The organism is Cupriavidus sp. 05N38 (assembly GCF_056397345.1).
Genome location: NZ_JBFTNF010000046.1, coordinates 19,464 through 34,088, shown reverse-complemented (window position 1 = coordinate 34,088; position 14,625 = coordinate 19,464). Strand labels below are relative to the sequence as shown.

The 14,625-nt window shown below is 65.1% G+C and carries 13 protein-coding genes and 1 pseudogene; 12 read left to right on the top strand and 2 right to left on the bottom strand.

Annotated elements, in window-relative coordinates:
* Positions 1-9: 9 nt before the first annotated feature.
* Positions 10-1,233: a diaminopropionate ammonia-lyase gene (locus AC1DK4_RS27720; protein WP_441619980.1), complete on the top strand. Its 1,224-nt coding sequence runs from the start codon at positions 10-12 to the stop codon at positions 1,231-1,233.
* Between the two features lie 104 nt (positions 1,234-1,337).
* A pseudogene (locus tag AC1DK4_RS27715) lies at positions 1,338-2,782 on the top strand (APC family permease).
* Between the two features lie 30 nt (positions 2,783-2,812).
* Here the strand turns inward: AC1DK4_RS27715 and AC1DK4_RS27710 are convergent.
* Positions 2,813-3,283, bottom strand: a complete 471-nt coding sequence (locus AC1DK4_RS27710; protein WP_441619982.1) for an Lrp/AsnC family transcriptional regulator — start codon at positions 3,281-3,283, stop codon at positions 2,813-2,815.
* A 178-nt stretch (positions 3,284-3,461) separates the two neighbouring features.
* Here AC1DK4_RS27710 and AC1DK4_RS27705 point away from each other — a divergent pair, with 178 nt between their 5' ends.
* Positions 3,462-4,637, top strand: a complete 1,176-nt coding sequence (locus tag AC1DK4_RS27705; RefSeq protein WP_441619984.1) for a M20 aminoacylase family protein — start codon at positions 3,462-3,464, stop codon at positions 4,635-4,637.
* 128 nt (positions 4,638-4,765) lie between these two features.
* On the opposite strand, the gene AC1DK4_RS27700 is transcribed toward AC1DK4_RS27705, so the two are convergent.
* On the bottom strand, positions 4,766-5,122 hold the full coding sequence (locus AC1DK4_RS27700; RefSeq protein WP_441619986.1) for a hypothetical protein: 357 nt from the start codon (positions 5,120-5,122) through the stop codon (positions 4,766-4,768).
* 330 nt (positions 5,123-5,452) lie between these two features.
* On the opposite strand from AC1DK4_RS27700, the gene AC1DK4_RS27695 reads away from it, so the two are divergent.
* The 9 genes from AC1DK4_RS27695 (at position 5,453) to AC1DK4_RS27655 (ending at position 14,625) form a co-directional block, all read left to right on the top strand.
* Positions 5,453-7,021 (top strand): ShlB/FhaC/HecB family hemolysin secretion/activation protein, encoded by a 1,569-nt coding sequence (locus AC1DK4_RS27695; protein ID WP_441619988.1) that lies wholly within the window; start codon positions 5,453-5,455, stop codon positions 7,019-7,021.
* Between the two features lie 86 nt (positions 7,022-7,107).
* Positions 7,108-8,877: a DUF2341 domain-containing protein gene (locus AC1DK4_RS27690; protein WP_441619990.1), complete on the top strand. Its 1,770-nt coding sequence runs from the start codon at positions 7,108-7,110 to the stop codon at positions 8,875-8,877.
* Between the two features lie 15 nt (positions 8,878-8,892).
* Positions 8,893-9,303, top strand: coding sequence for an ExbD/TolR family protein (locus tag AC1DK4_RS27685; protein WP_441619992.1), 411 nt, complete (start codon positions 8,893-8,895; stop codon positions 9,301-9,303).
* A gap of 12 nt (positions 9,304-9,315) precedes the next feature.
* Entirely contained in the window at positions 9,316-10,020 is a 705-nt protein-coding gene (locus AC1DK4_RS27680) for an energy transducer TonB family protein (protein WP_477116346.1), read from the top strand.
* A 41-nt stretch (positions 10,021-10,061) separates the two neighbouring features.
* A complete protein-coding gene (locus tag AC1DK4_RS27675; RefSeq protein WP_441619996.1) occupies positions 10,062-11,831 on the top strand; it encodes a putative porin in 1,770 nt (589 codons plus the stop codon).
* Between the two features lie 10 nt (positions 11,832-11,841).
* A complete protein-coding gene (locus AC1DK4_RS27670) occupies positions 11,842-12,582 on the top strand; it encodes a hypothetical protein (protein WP_441619998.1) in 741 nt (246 codons plus the stop codon).
* Between the two features lie 40 nt (positions 12,583-12,622).
* The gene (locus AC1DK4_RS27665; protein WP_441620000.1) at positions 12,623-13,201 is read left to right on the top strand and encodes a YbjN domain-containing protein; all 579 of its coding nucleotides are present in this window, start codon (positions 12,623-12,625) and stop codon (positions 13,199-13,201) included.
* 330 nt (positions 13,202-13,531) lie between these two features.
* Positions 13,532-14,116, top strand: a complete 585-nt coding sequence (locus AC1DK4_RS27660) for a secretin and TonB N-terminal domain-containing protein (RefSeq protein ID WP_477131906.1) — start codon at positions 13,532-13,534, stop codon at positions 14,114-14,116.
* Entirely contained in the window at positions 14,113-14,625 is a 513-nt protein-coding gene (locus tag AC1DK4_RS27655; RefSeq protein WP_441620004.1) for an RNA polymerase sigma factor, read from the top strand. The genes AC1DK4_RS27660 and AC1DK4_RS27655 overlap by 4 nt, the downstream gene beginning before the upstream one ends.

Genomic DNA, 14,625 nt, shown 5'->3' with positions numbered 1-14,625 from the left:
GGAGTACCTATGCTGACCAAGAATTCGCATGCCCGCCGGACCGCGTATCCCGCCGAGCTCAAAGACATCATGAGCATCGAGCAAGCCGAGCGCAGCCGCACCTGGCTCTCTCGCTGGGACCAACTGAACGCCGGCCCCACGCCGCTGCGCGACCTCCCCAAGCTTGCCGCCAGCCTGAACATCGCCCAATTGAGCGCGAAGGACGAATCGGTTCGCTCGCCGCTGGGCAGCTTCAAGGCGCTGGGTGCGCCGATTGCCCTGGTTCGGCTGATTCTCCGCATCTACCCAGAGCGGCACCTGGAGCCGCTGGCGCTGATTGACGGAAAGTATGCAGACCTGCTGAAGGACTTCACGGTCATCAGTGCGACTGATGGCAACCACGGTCGCGCCCTCGCGTCTGCGGCCAGGTCCTTCGGCTGCCAATGCGTGATTGTGCTGCACGCCAATGTCAGCCAGGAGCGCGAAGATGCCATCGCGGCATACGGCGCAACCATCGTGCGAATCGCTGGCAACTACGATGAATCCGTCGAAGAAGCGGCCCGTCTGGCTGCAGCCAACCACTGGACTGTCGTCTCCGACACCTCCTACGAGGGCTACCTGGACATCCCGCGTGACGTGATGCAGGGATACGGCGCCATCGCCGCAGAAATCATGACGCAGGCAGGAGTCGCGCCTGGCCAGCCGTCCCCATACTCGCATGTCTTCCTGCAGGGCGGTGTGGGCGGACTGGCCGCCGGCATTGCCAGCTATTTCTGGGAGTTCTTTGGCGCGAGTCGTCCCACGTTTGTTGTCGTCGAGCCCGTTCAGGCTGATTGCCTGTATCAAAGCGCGCTGCAAGGCAAGGCGGCTAACGCCACCGGCTCGGTCGACTCCGTGATGGCGGGCCTGGCCTGTGGCGAGACGTCGCCTCTCGCGTGGCGTTTCCTCGAGCACAGCGTGGATGTCTTCATGACGATTTCCGACGACGATGCGGTCACGGCAATGCACCAGCTCGCTGGGAAGCAGACCGGTGACATGCCAGTCGTCGCCGGTGAATCTGGTGCCGCAGGCTTGGCCGGCCTGGCCGTCCTTCGCGCGAATGCAGCGCTATCCGTAGAGGCAGGACTCGACGCAACCTCACGCGTCCTGCTCATCAATACCGAAGGCGCTACGGCGCCATCCGTCTACCAGCAACTGGTGGGCGAGTCGCATGAATCGGTGCTCGCACGCCAGGCCGCCTGGCTCGCGCGCTGATTCGGTCGATACCCTACACATCACCCACTAAGAAGCGCACACCGCGGCGATGAGGCTCTCCTCATCGTCGGGGATACGTGCGTCCATACGAAATGGAGACAGCAATGAGTTCGACACAGAAGCGCAGTATTGGGCCGATTGCCCTGATGTTCACAGGGCTCGGGTCCATCATCGGCTCCGGCTGGCTGTTCGGTGCTTGGCACACGGCGAAGATCGCCGGACCTGCCGCTATCCTGGCCTGGGTCATCGGCGCTGTGGTCATCCGATTGAGGCCATCGCCTCGGTGCAATACATGGCTTCATGGCCATACCCATGGGCGCAGGGGCTCATGACCGAAGGCGAGCTAACGATGCCTGGCCTGGTTGCCAGCGCTGCGCTCGTTATCGTCTACTTCCTGCTCAACTACTGGGGTGTCAAGCTCTTCGTGAAGACGAACTCGGCCATCACGGTCTTCAAGATTGCCGTTCCGGCGTTAACGGTTGTCGGCTTGGTCTGGGGGGGCTTCCATACCGAGAACTTTGCCATTGGCACCAGCGCGGCATTTGCGCCCTATGGATGGTCGGCGGTCCTGACAGCGGTAGCCACGAGCGGTATCGTCTTCAGTTTCAACGGCTTCCAGAGTCCTGTGAGCCTGGCTGGCGAGGCCCGCGACCCAGCACGTAGCATCCCCTTTGCTGTGGTCGGTTCGATTCTTGTGGCGTTGTTTATCTATGCGCTGCTGCAAGTCGCCTTTATTGGAGCGGTGAGCCCGGCCAGCATCCGCGAGGGGTGGTCGCATCTGAACTTCACGTCTCCGTTTGCCGAACTGGCCTTGGCGTTGAACCTGAACTGGCTGGCCATGGTGCTGTACGTGGATGCCTTCATCAGCCCGTCGGGAACCGGCGCAATTTACACGGCAACGACGGCCCGGATGATCCATGCCATGGAGCGCAACGACACCATGCCCCGGCTCTTTGGCAACACCCATCCCATCTTTGGCGTGCCGCGCGAAGCCATGTGGTTCAACCTGGCGGTGTCCTTCATCTTCCTGTTCTTCTTCCGCGGTTGGGGTGCCCTGGCCGCCGTGATTTCAGTTGCGGTCGTCATCTCGTTCCTTTCCGGCCCCGTCAGTCTGATGTCGCTGCGAGAACATGCCAATGACATGCATAGGCCGCTGCATACCCGGGGTATGTCGCCGATTGCGCCCTTTGCGTTCGTCTGTGCCACCTTGGTCCTCTACTGGGCGCGGTGGCCCCTGACCGGCCAGGTCATCGTCCTGATGGTCGCAGCCTTGCCGCTATACCTCTATTACCAGGCAAAGGCCGGATGGCGTGGCTTCGGCGAGGAATTGCGCTCGGCCTGGTGGCTTATCTTGTATCTGCCTGCAATTGCGCTGCTTTCGTACCTGGGCGGCCAGGAATTCGGCGGGCAGGGAGTCATCCCCGCAGGCTGGGACATGTTGGTCGTTGCCGCAATTGGCCTGGTCTTCTACCGCTGGGGCGTTCGAAGCGGCCGCCGAACCGCTTACTTGTCGGAAAGCAGCGCGGCAGAGTCGAGGGAGTTCGCCTAGAAATGCGGCGGGTTCGCCCGCCGCATTTCCCTAGGATTCAATGGCTACGCCAAGACTTACCTTCGCCCGCTGCATGGCCACGTGTGTCTGGAAGCTTTTGACGTTGCCGGAGACAAAAAAGAGCTCACGCGTGAGCCGCTCGTACTCTGTCATGTCGGCGACAGCCAGAACCAGCAGGAAATCGAAGTCCCCCGTGACGTAGTAGACCTGCTGGACCTGCGGACAGTCGACGAAGCGCTTCTTCACCTCGTCAAGAAGGTCCAGGCGCTCACTTTCGAGTTTCACTTGGACCAGCACTGTAATGGGCTTACCCACCCTTGCCGGGTCGACCACCGAGGTGTTCGCCATGATGACTCCGTCAGCCTCCAGCGCGGCAATGCGACGATTCACCGCTGATGGCGACAGGTTTACCGCATCGGCGAGTTCGCGTTGTGACAGCCTGTTGTTCGTCTGAAGTAGCTGCAAGAGCTTTCGATCGTATGCATCTAGTTGCAAAGCCATGAGTTCTTTCCTGGACGAATCTGACGTGGCGCAATTTTCGCCCTAATAATAGCTGTGATCGACGCCAAATCTTACCCTTCAACGCAAGTACGTTTCATTTTGCCCGACAAGAACGCTGGAATCTTGCGGGGCAGCGCTCGTAAGATGCAACGGTCCCCCGATCGCAAAGAACATTCCCATGTACGCTGATAAAGACCTTCTCGACCTGCTCATGTCATGGCGACACGAGCTTCACCGACATCCGGAGACGGGCTTCGAGGAGCTGAGAACCTCGGACTTTGTCGCAGAGCTGCTCAGCGGCATGGGGATGGAGGTGCATCGCGGTATAGGTGGCACCGGCCTGGTCGCGAACTTAAAGGCGGGAGGCGGTCAGGGTGTCATTGGGCTTCGCGCCGACATGGATGCGCTGGCCATTCACGAGAATGCTCCGGAGCGTGCGCACGCGTCGAAGACCGAAGGAAAAATGCATGCGTGCGGCCACGACGGCCACATGGCGATGATTCTTGGCGCCGCCAAGTTGCTCAGTGAGCGTCGGAACTTCAATGGGACGGTGCGCTTCATCTTCCAGCCTGCCGAGGAACATGGCCGCGGTGCAAAGGCGATGATGCAGGATGGCCTGTTCGATCGTTTCCCGGTCGAGGCGATCTACGGTGCGCACAATATGCCGGGCCTGGCGGCCGGCAACATCGCAACGCGTGCAGGCGGCATCATGGCCAGCGAAGACAATTTCGTGATTCATGTGAAAGGGCACGGCACGCATGCGGCCAGGCCGCATATGGGTGTCGACCCCATCGTGATCGGCTCGGAAATCGTGCTCGCGCTGCAAACCATCGTTGCGCGCAATGTCGACCCCAGCCTGCCAGCGGTGATTTCGTGCACCGAGTTCATCACAGACGGCATTCGCAATGCCATTCCGACGAATGTCATTATCAAGGGCGATACGCGAAGCTACACGCCTGCGGTCCAGTCTTTGCTCGAAACCCGCATGCGGGAAATCAGCGAGGGTATTTGCCGCATGCACGGTGCGACATGCACATTCGAGTACACCCACGAGTTTGCGCCGACTGTTAATTGGGAACAGTGCGTGCCAGTTGCAATGGAAGCGGCGAGAAATATTGTCGGCGAGGACCGCGTGAACGGTGCGGTCGATCCGATGATGATTTCCGAAGATTTCGGCGCATTCTTGCAGGTGGTGCCCGGCGCTTTCGTTTTCATCGGTAATGGCGAGTCGGGGATGGCGGGAGGTGTACCGCTGCACAACAGTCGCTACGATTTCAACGATGATGTTCTGACCGTCGGCGCCAGGTATTTCGCTGAGGTTGCGCGACTCGCATTGCCCGCAAGAGGTTCGTAGTCGCTCCTGCGTTGGAACGACGACGTTTTTTGCTCATGTAGTTCGTGCGATCTGAGGCGGTTCCGCCCCGGAAACGGTCGTTGTTCCTCGTCAAACGTCCTCTGCGACCCAGGCCAGTCCTCGGATCCCTACTTCAGTGGGGCGGGTGTCGGCACCGCGGGCATCCCGTGGGTGTTGCCGGCTGGCCGCTGCGGCAACACAGAACTGCCGAAGGTGTTGCCCATCCGGTGTTCCGTTGCGGCGCGGTTATATAGGCCGAGTTGGTTGGACGGACGCTTTGCGATGGACTCCGAGCCGAGCTGCCGCTGTTCGGCCGTGTCATTGCGTGGGGGCATCAGTTCCTGCGTCAGGCAGGAATAAGATGGCGCGCGCTCGCCGTTGACTTCAACCTCAACACAGGCCCGCCTGGGCGGGCTGGCCGGCATATCGGCCCATGCCTGGCTACCGGCGAATACCATCGCCATCACCGCAATCCGCTTCCACATAGCCTCTCCATTCTGACGCACGCATGTCTGCCGTCAGTGTCGTGCCACGTCCCGAGTCCGAACATGAAGTTTCCGTGACAAACGACATATCTGCCAATTACTGACCGTCTAGGCATCTGTGCGTAACGCTGACATGAGGACTGGTGATCATGTTTCGCGGCGTGATGCCCCCAGTAGTGCTGTCCTTGGTCGGGACCATGGCACGCGGGGCTAGCAATCGATACAAGAAGGCCGAGTCAACTCATGCGAGTCAGGAAGAAGAAGGGCGCGTCGCCGCCATGGCAGGCAGTGTGCGCGGCGGTAATTGGACTGGGGACACAGGGTGTGGCAATGGCGCAGCCCGACGGGGCGAAGCCCGGTGCAGCCGCCGCCGTGCAGGCGGAAAGCAGAGCCGACGTTCAGCCGGAGCGCCGTGTCGACGTCAGTGAATACGTGGTGCGCGGCAATACCGTGCTGGACGTGCGCACGATCGAACGCGCGGTAACGCCGTATCTGGGGCCGTCGCGCGCGCTGAAGGACATCGAGTCCGCACGCGACGCGCTGCTGGCCGCGTATCAGGCCAAGGGCTATCAGTCCGTCTACGTGGATCTGCCCGAGCAGCAGGTCACCGGTGGCGTGGTCTATCTGCAGGTGAGCGAAACCCGCGTGGGCAGGGTGCGCGTGGTGGGTACCGAGTACCAGTCGCCGCGCGAGGTGCGCGAGCAGGTGCCGGCGCTGGCCGAAGGCGCGGTGCCCGATTTCACGCTGGCCCAGGCGCAGCTGACCGAGCTGAACCGGGGCGGCAAGCGGCAGGTCATGCCGCTGGTGAAGCAGGGCGCGCTGCCGGGCACCATGGACGTGGATCTCAAGGTCGAGGACAGCAGTCCCTGGCGCGGCAGTATCGGCGTGAACAACGACTACAGCGCCGATACCAGGGAATTGCGCGCGCTGGCGTCCATCGGCCATGACAACCTCTGGCAGCTGGGGCACAGTGCCTCGCTGAGCTTCTTCGGCTCGCCGCAGGACCTGAACCAGACGCAGGTGTGGTCGGGCTCGTACCTGGCGCCGATTCGCGGCACCAACTGGGGCGCCGAGGTGTCGGGCTACCTGTCCGACAGCAACGTCGCCACCACGGGCGGAACCAACGTGCTGGGCAAGGGCCACTCGATCGGGGTACGCGGTACCTACACTGTGCCGAACACCGGCGACTGGTATCACGCGCTGAGCCTAGGTGTCGACTTCAAGGACAACAAGGAAGTCACGCGGCTCGGCAACGCCGGCGACACCGTGCCGCTCAAGTACGCACCGATCACGCTGTCCTATTCCGGCTTCACGCAGACCACGCGCGGCCAGTATGGCCTGAACGTGGCGATGGTGGCCGGTACGCGCAGCTTCCTGGGCTACGGCAGCGACTGGAAGGAATTCGACTACAAGCGCTACAAGGCATCGCCCAGCTTCCTGCTGCTCAAGGGCGATACCAACGGCACCTACAGCTTCGCGGGCAACGCGCAGCTTGCCTGGCGGCTGGCCGGGCAGATCACCGATTCGCCGCTGGTCTCCAGCGAGCAGATTGCCGCCGGCGGCATGAATTCGGTGCGCGGCTACCTGTCGGCCGAAAGCACGGGCGACTACGGTGTGGTGGGCTCGGTCGAACTGCGCACGCCGCCGCTGGACTTGTTCGGCGGCACCGTGGAGGACTGGCGCGTCTATGCGTTTGCCGATGCCGGGCAGTTGCGCCTGCGCGATCCGCTGCCCGAGCAGGAAAGCCGCTTCTCGCTGGCGTCGGTGGGCCTGGGTACGAGCTTCCGGCTGGCGCGCTACGTCAACGGCCGGCTCGACCTGGGCTTCCCGCTCAAGAACGGCCAGCGCACCGAACGCTACGACCCGCGCCTGAACTTCAGCGTGATCGCCACCTATTGATCGCCAATTGATTCCGTGGCGCGGCCGGCGGTCGGCGCCACCCCCAAACACAGCATTCCGAAGAAAGCCAACGGAGAACCATTGTCATGCGACGTTCCCTCTTCCTGCTGCTCGCCCTGGCGAGCACGCTCCTGCCGAATCTGGCCCATGCCTGGTGGCAGCCAGACTGGGCCTATCGCAAGCCGGTGACCATCGACGCCGGTCCGCAAGGCGGCAATATCGGCGGCGACGCCGGCCGCACGCCGGTGCTGCTGCGGCTGCATACGGGCAATTTCAGCTTCGAGGGCGTGAGCGACACCGGTGCCGATCTCCGCTTCGTGGCCGCAGACGACAAGACCGTGCTGAATCATCAGGTCGAGCAGTTCGATCCGCTGCTCGGCATCGCGCTGGTGTGGGTGGATGTGCCCGCCGTGTCCGCCGGTGCGGCCAATGGCAAGCAGCAGTTCTGGATGTACTACGGCAACCCGAAGGCGCCCGCATCGGGCAACGGCCAGCGCGTGTTCGATCCGGACTTCACGCTGGTCTATCACTTCGCCGAGGGCAGCGTCCCGGCGCGCGACAGCACGGCGTACGGCAACAACAGCCAGACGGCCGTGGTCAGCATCGATGGCACGGTCATCGGTAAGGGCGCGCAATTGGGTAACGCCTCGCTGGCGCTGCCGGCATCGCCGTCGCTGGCGGTGCAGGCAGGCGGCACGTTCGCGTTCTCGGCGTGGGTACGTCCCGACCAGCTCGGCGCACAGCAACTGATCTACGCCCGCCGCGATGGCGCCGGCGAACTGCTGATTGGCGTGGACCAGGGCGTGCCGTTCGTGCAGGTCAACGGCCAGCGCAGCAATCCGGGGCAACCGGTGCAGGCCGGCCAGTGGTCGCATGTGGCGGTGAATGCCGATGGCAAGACGGTGACGCTGTTCGTGGGTGGCCGGGCTGCCGCCTCGCTCCCGGCCGCGCTGCCGGCGCTGAATTCGCCAGCCTTTATCGGTGCCGACAGCGAAGGCGCGCATGGCTTGCCGGGTGCGATCGACGAAGTGCGCGTGTCGAAGGTGGCACGTCCCGCTGCCATGCTGCTGGCCGATGCGGTGTCGCAGGGCGCCGATTCGCGTCTGACGGCGTTCGGCCCGGACGAGCAGCAGGCCGGCAAGAGCCATTTCGGCTACATCCTCGCCGCCATGCCGCTGGACGCCTGGGTCGTCGTGGGCCTGCTGGGCCTGATGATGGCCGCCTCGTGGACCATCATGATCACCAAGGGCCGCGCCTTCGGTGCCAACGCCCGCGCCAACGTGGCCTTCATGGCGCAGTTCCGCGAAGCCTCGCGCGTATCGCTCGATCACCTGGCCAAGACGGGCCGCGTCACGGCCGACGTCAAGCAGCATTCGTCGCTGTGGCGTCTCTATGAAATAGCCGTGGACGAGCTGCACCGGCGTCACCAGATGGGCTACGACACCAGCGCCGTGGGGGCCGCCACGATCGGCGCCATCCGCGCATCGATGGATGGCGTGATGGTGCGCGAGAGCGAACGCATGGCAAGCCGCATGAACTGGCTGTCCACCACGATCGAGGGCGCGCCTTATGTGGGCCTGTTCGGTACGGTGATCGGCATCATGCTGGTGTTCGTGGTGGCGGCCATGGCCGGCGCGGTGGACATCAACTCGGTGGCACCGGGCATGGCGGCGGCGCTGCTGTGTACGGCTGCCGGCCTGGGCGTGGCCATTCCCGCGCTGTTCGGCTACAACTGGCTGGCCTCGCGCTCGGACGCCATCGCCGCCGACATGGCCGTGTTCGTGGACGAATTCGCCACGCGCCTGGCCGAAGAGCAGGGCGAGGGCCGTCACGCGCCCGTCCTGCAACGCGCCTGAAGCGGAGCCGCGATCATGGCAAACGCAAACAGGTTCGGTGTGCGCAAGCGCAGCGGCGGCATCAATATCACGCCGTTCGTCGACGTGCTGCTGGTGGTGCTCGTGATCTTCATCCTGACCAGCAACGCCAGCATTCCGGGCATCAAGGTGGATCTGCCGAAGGCCAGCGCGTCGGTGGCGCTGGAAAAACCGAAAACCAAGGCCATCACGATCGACAACGCCGGCCAGGTGTTCCTGGACGCCTATCCGGTGTCGCTGCCCGAGCTCGAAGAGCGGCTGCGTACCGAGAAGGCGCTGACGCCGGACTTTCCGGTGATCGTGCGCGGCGATGCGTCGGTGCAGTACGCCAGGGTGGTGGAGGTGCTCGACCTGCTGCGCCGGATCGATCTCAACCAGATCGGTCTGGTGACCGGCAAGCCGGCCTGAGGAGCGATGAGCGTGAACCGTCACGAACCCTCGCTGGCACCCGGCGGCCGTGCCGCGCTGCTGTGGCGGCGTTGGGGCGGGTTTGGCGCTGGTGCACTGGTGCTCGGTGCGGTGGTGCTGCTGTTCTGGCATCTGCTGTCGGACACCGCCGCCACGCGGCGCGAGGTGCCCGGCACGCCGATGCTGGTGTTGCCCCCGCCGCCCCCGCCGCCGCCCGAACCGGAAAAATTGCCCGAACCCGAGCCCGTCAAGCCCGAGGTGGTGGAGCCCGAGCCGAAGCCCGCCGAGCCCACCGAGGCCCCGCAGGATGACGCCCCGCCCAGCCCGTCTCAGGACCTGGGGCAGGCCGTCACCATCGACGGCGCCGCCCAGGCCGGCAACGATGCGTTCGGCATCCAGGCCGGCGGCGGTGGCGGCATGACGGGCAGCGGCGGCGGCCTGGGCAGCCGCTCGTACTCGGCCTATGTCTCCGGCGCCCTGCAGCAGGCATTCGTGCGCGACAAACGCACGCGCCAGCTGGCGTTCGACGACATCCGCATCGAAATCTGGCTCGACACGGATGGCCGTGTCACCCGCGTGCAACTGGTGGGCGGCTCGGGCAATGCCGACTCCGACGACGCGGTACTGGCCATGGTCCGTGATTTCCGTGCCGACGAGAAGCCGCCTGCATCGCTGCGCTTCCCGATGCGGCTGTCCATCAAGGGGCGGCGGCCGTAGCGCATGTCTGCCTTCATCCCAACAGCATCCTGAAAAGAACGATGAAACCATTCGCTCACTCCCCGCGCCATGCGGTGCGTGCCAATGTACTGGCGCTGGCTGTCGCAATGGCCTGCCTGGCCACGGCTGGCACTGCCCATGCGCAGGACGCCGCGCCGTCCGAAAGCGCCATGATCAAGCTGATCCGTGGCCTGATCCAGAGCGGCGCGCTGGACAAGAACACCGGCGAGGCGCTGCTGGCCCAGGCCCAGACCGAAGCCATGGCCACGCAACTGGTGCAGCGTCCCGCGCCCGCCGCGGGCGTGGCAGCCGGTGCCGCCGCAGGGTCCGTTGCGACTGCGGCCGTACCCGGCGAAGTCCGCGTGCCGTATATCCCCGAAACCGTGCGCGACCAGATCCGCGACGAGGTCAAGGGCGAGGTCATGGCCCAGGCCAAGGCCGAAGGCTGGGCCGCGCCGAACGAAACACCGGAATGGACCAAGCGGATCCGCGTGGAGGGCGACGTGCGCCTGCGCAACGAGTCGCGCTTCTACTCGGGTGGCAACAGCGATATCCAGATCGACTGGGCCGCCATCAATTCGGGCAACGGCTTCGACGTCAACCCGAACACCAACCTGTCGCTGCCGCCGCTGCTCAATACGCGCCAGAACCGGCCGAACCAGTGGCGCGCCCGCGCCCGCCTGGGCGTGCTGGCCGACGTGACGGACAGCGTGAAGGCCGGCGTGCGCCTTGCCACGGGCAATGACAACAGCCCGGTCTCCACCAACCAGACGCTGGGCGGCGGCCTGGCCAAGAAGGATGTGTGGCTCGACCAGGCATGGCTGTCGTACCAGCCGACGCAGTGGATGAAGCTGACGGGCGGCCGCTTCGGCAATCCGTTCGTCTCCACCGACACGCTGTTCTCGTACGACCTGAACTTCGACGGTATCGCCGCGCAGTTCGACAAGACATTGCCGAACCGCGACGTGACGCTGTTCGGCACGCTGGGCTTCATCCCGCTGGAGTACTCGAAGGACAACGCGCCGTCGAACAGCCAGGACAAGATGTCGAGCGAGACCAAGTACCTGCTGGGCGCGCAGTTCGGCGCTGACTGGAAGGTAAACAACGAGAACCGCCTGCGTGGCGCGCTGGCGTACTACGACTTCCACAACGTCACCGGCCGGGTGTCGTCGCCGTGCGCGCTGTACGCGGGCGCTGATGGCTGCAACACGGACTGGACGCGTCCGGCCTTCATGCAGAAGGGCAACACGCTGATGCTGTTGCGCAATATCGCGCTCAACCCGCTGGACCCGGCCAACACGCCGCAACCGCAGTACGTCGGCCTGGCCTCGAAGTTCCAGCTGATGGACGTGAACCTGCGCTGGGATACGAAGGTGGCCGGCTACGGGCTGCGTCTGGACGGCAACTACATCCGCAACCTTGCCTATGACGAAGGCGCGATGTGGGCGCGGGCCAATGGCGGCATCGTCAACAACTTCGGCGGCAGCGGCGGCACCAGCCGTGAAGACTTCAAGAGCGGCGGCAATGCCTACATGTTCCAGGCCACGTTCGGCAAGCCGACGCCTGCGGCACGCGGCGACTGGAACGTGCTGGCCGGCTACAAGCGCATCGAGCCCGATGCGATGCCAGACGGCTACAACGACTCGACGTTCCACGGTGGCGGCACCAATGCGCGCGGCTACTACCTGGGCGGCTCGTATGCGCTGGACAGGAACGCATGGGTGACTGGCCGCTGGATTTCCACCAAGGAAGTCTTCGGCCCGCCGCTGGCCATCGACACGCTGCAGTTCGAATTCAATGCGCGCTTCTGAGGAGGATGACGTGTTCCCAACCCCCTTCCGCCGTATCCGGGGCCTGCTGCCGCTGCTCGCACTGGTGGCAGGCAGCGCCTACGCGCAACAGGCGCCCAGCATGGAAGAGCGCCTGCGCAACCAGCTGCGCATCACGACCACGCAGTTGCAGCAGGCGCAGAACGAACTGGCGATGCTGAAGGCCGGCCAGCCCCCCGCCGCTGCCAGTGGTGGCGGCGGTGGTGGCGACGTGGCGGCCATGCGCAAGGAACTAGACGCCGCCCGCGCACAGCTTGCGGCCGAGCGTGGCGCACGCGAGCAGCTGGCCGGCAGCGCGCGCCAGGCCCAGCTGCAGACGCAGGGCGTGGTCGAGAAGGCCAGCAGCCAGATCGCCCAGTATCGCCAGGCCTATGACGAACTGCTGCGCATGGCACGGGGCCTGGAGGCCGAGCGCCGCAACCTCGTGGCCGAGGCCGGCGCGCGACAGGCGGCGCTCAAGCGTTGCGAGAGCGCCAATACCCGCCTCTACAGCGTGGGGCAGGACATCCTGCATGCGTACGAGACCGTGGACATGACCACCGTGCTGGCCGCGCGTCAGCCGTTCGCGGCGCAAAGCCGTGTGCGCTACGAACAGATCGCCCAGGACTACGGCGACAAGCTTTACGAGGGGCGTTTCGATGTCCGCGCCGTGGAGCCGTCCGCCGAAGCGCCGGCGCAACCCGCGGCTGCTACCGCCGCCGTGCCGTCCGACGCCGCCCCCAAACAGCAGTAACCCCGATTCCCCGAACCTGATCCGCGAACAAGGAGTACCCATGACCGAAGCCACCCCCCTCGACGCCGCGCCAGAGACCACGTCCGCCGATAGCGCAACGCCCGCGTTGCTGACCCATGTCACCGCCGGGCAGGTGGCCGACGCCATCCGCAATGCCGGCTGCGCCGTGAACCTCGCGGAGGAAGACGGCACCGCGCGCCTGCACAGCGCCAGCCATGGCGTGGGCTTCCAGGTGCTGTGGGGCAATCGCGTAAGCAACGTGCAGTATCTCGACTTCACGCTGAGCTGCCCGCTGCGCGTGGAAGGCGGCCAGCTTCCCGATGCGTTGCTGAACGAATGGCACCGCAGCCGCCGCTTTGCGCGCATCGCCTCCCACGGTGATTTCCTCGTGCTCGAGATGGACGTGATGGTCACCGGCGGCGTGACCGAGGCTTACCTGTCGGTGGCCATGCAGGTCTGGATCCAGGTGATGGGCCAGTTCTTCCTGCATCTGCGCAACTACCGTGCGCAGGCCCGGCAGGATGACGTCAACCCGGCGGCCACCCCGGAGGCATCCGCTGCATCCGCTGCATCCGCTGAATCTGCCATTGCCACTGCCACTGCCATTGCCGAGGCTTGAGGCACCGAACGCTTTCCATTCATTGTGACCCGATGAGGCGGCACGCCGGGGATCCCTTCGGCGCGCCGTTCTCTTTTTTGTCATGGCGATGTCACGCAACCTTCATACGCTCTGCAGCGGTGTTGCGCCGGCAGGTCCGGCCGCATCCACAGGCTCTGACCGGACACCACACCCTGCACCTGACCGGCCCGCACCCAATGAACAGGTCATTCGATCTTCATGGCATGTCTGCCAGCCTCCATCCGCGCGCACGCAAGGTCGGGGCGCGTCGCGGCCATCGCGCTCGCAGCCAGCCTGGCGTGGCCATGCGTGGCCCGTGGCGAGACTGGCATGRCCTTTGACCTGCCGGCGCAGCCGTTGAAATCGGCGCTCGCACGCTACGACGCACAGACCAGTGTGTCGGTGTTCTTCCCGTCCGAACTGGCCGATGGACGCTGGTCGCATGCGGTGCAAGGTGCGATGCCCCCTGCGCAGGCGCTGCACCGGTTGCTGGAAGGCACGGGCCTGACGGCCCGCGCCACGGCTGGCGACGCCTTCGTGCTGACCCCCACGGGCGAGACGCCGGCCACCGCCGATGCGCAAGGTGCCGCAGTGCCCCGCCAACCCTATGACGCGCTGGTGCAGTCGCGGGTACGGCAGACGCTGTGCGCGCGGCCCGCGCTGGCGCTGGGCACCTACCGGCTTGCGTTGTCCGTGCGCCTCGACCGCGCCGGCCGCGTGCAGCGCGCGCGTTTGCTGGACAGCACGGGCGACACCCGTCGCGATGCCGCGATTGTCGATGCGCTGCGCCAGACCGATATCGGCCGCGCGCCTGAGCATCCCGAGAACCCTTTCGTGCTGCTGGTGCGGCCCGTGGCATGCCCCCCGGGCGAGACCTGCGCCAAGCCTTGCGATGCGCCACGGAGCGTTCAGTGAGCGAGACCATCCGCACCAGCCTGCGCGACCTGCTGACGCAACGCTACGACGATCTCAAGCGGCGCCTGACGTGGCGGTTGGGCTCGGCGGAGCTGGCCAGCGATGCCCTGCACGACACCTGGGTGCATCTGGAAGACCGCAACGATGCCAATGGCCCGGTGGCCAGCCCGGCGGCCTACCTGATGCGCATGGCCACGAACCTGGCGCTGGACCGCCTGCAGCGCGACCGTCGCTTCATGAGCGCGGAAGAGTTGGACACGCTGATGCTGGAGATTGCCGATCCGGCGCCGGGACCGGCGCAGACGGTGGCGGCGCGCGGCGAGGTGCAGGCGCTGGCCAGGCTGATCGAGAAAATGCCGCCGCGCCGGCGTGCGATCTTCCTGGCGGTGCGCGTCGATGAACTGTCGAACCAGGAGGCGGCGGTGCGCTTTGGCGTGTCCGCCCGGTTGATCGGTCTCGAACTGAAGCGGGCGCACGAGTACTGCGTCGCGCACATGGACCAGGCATGA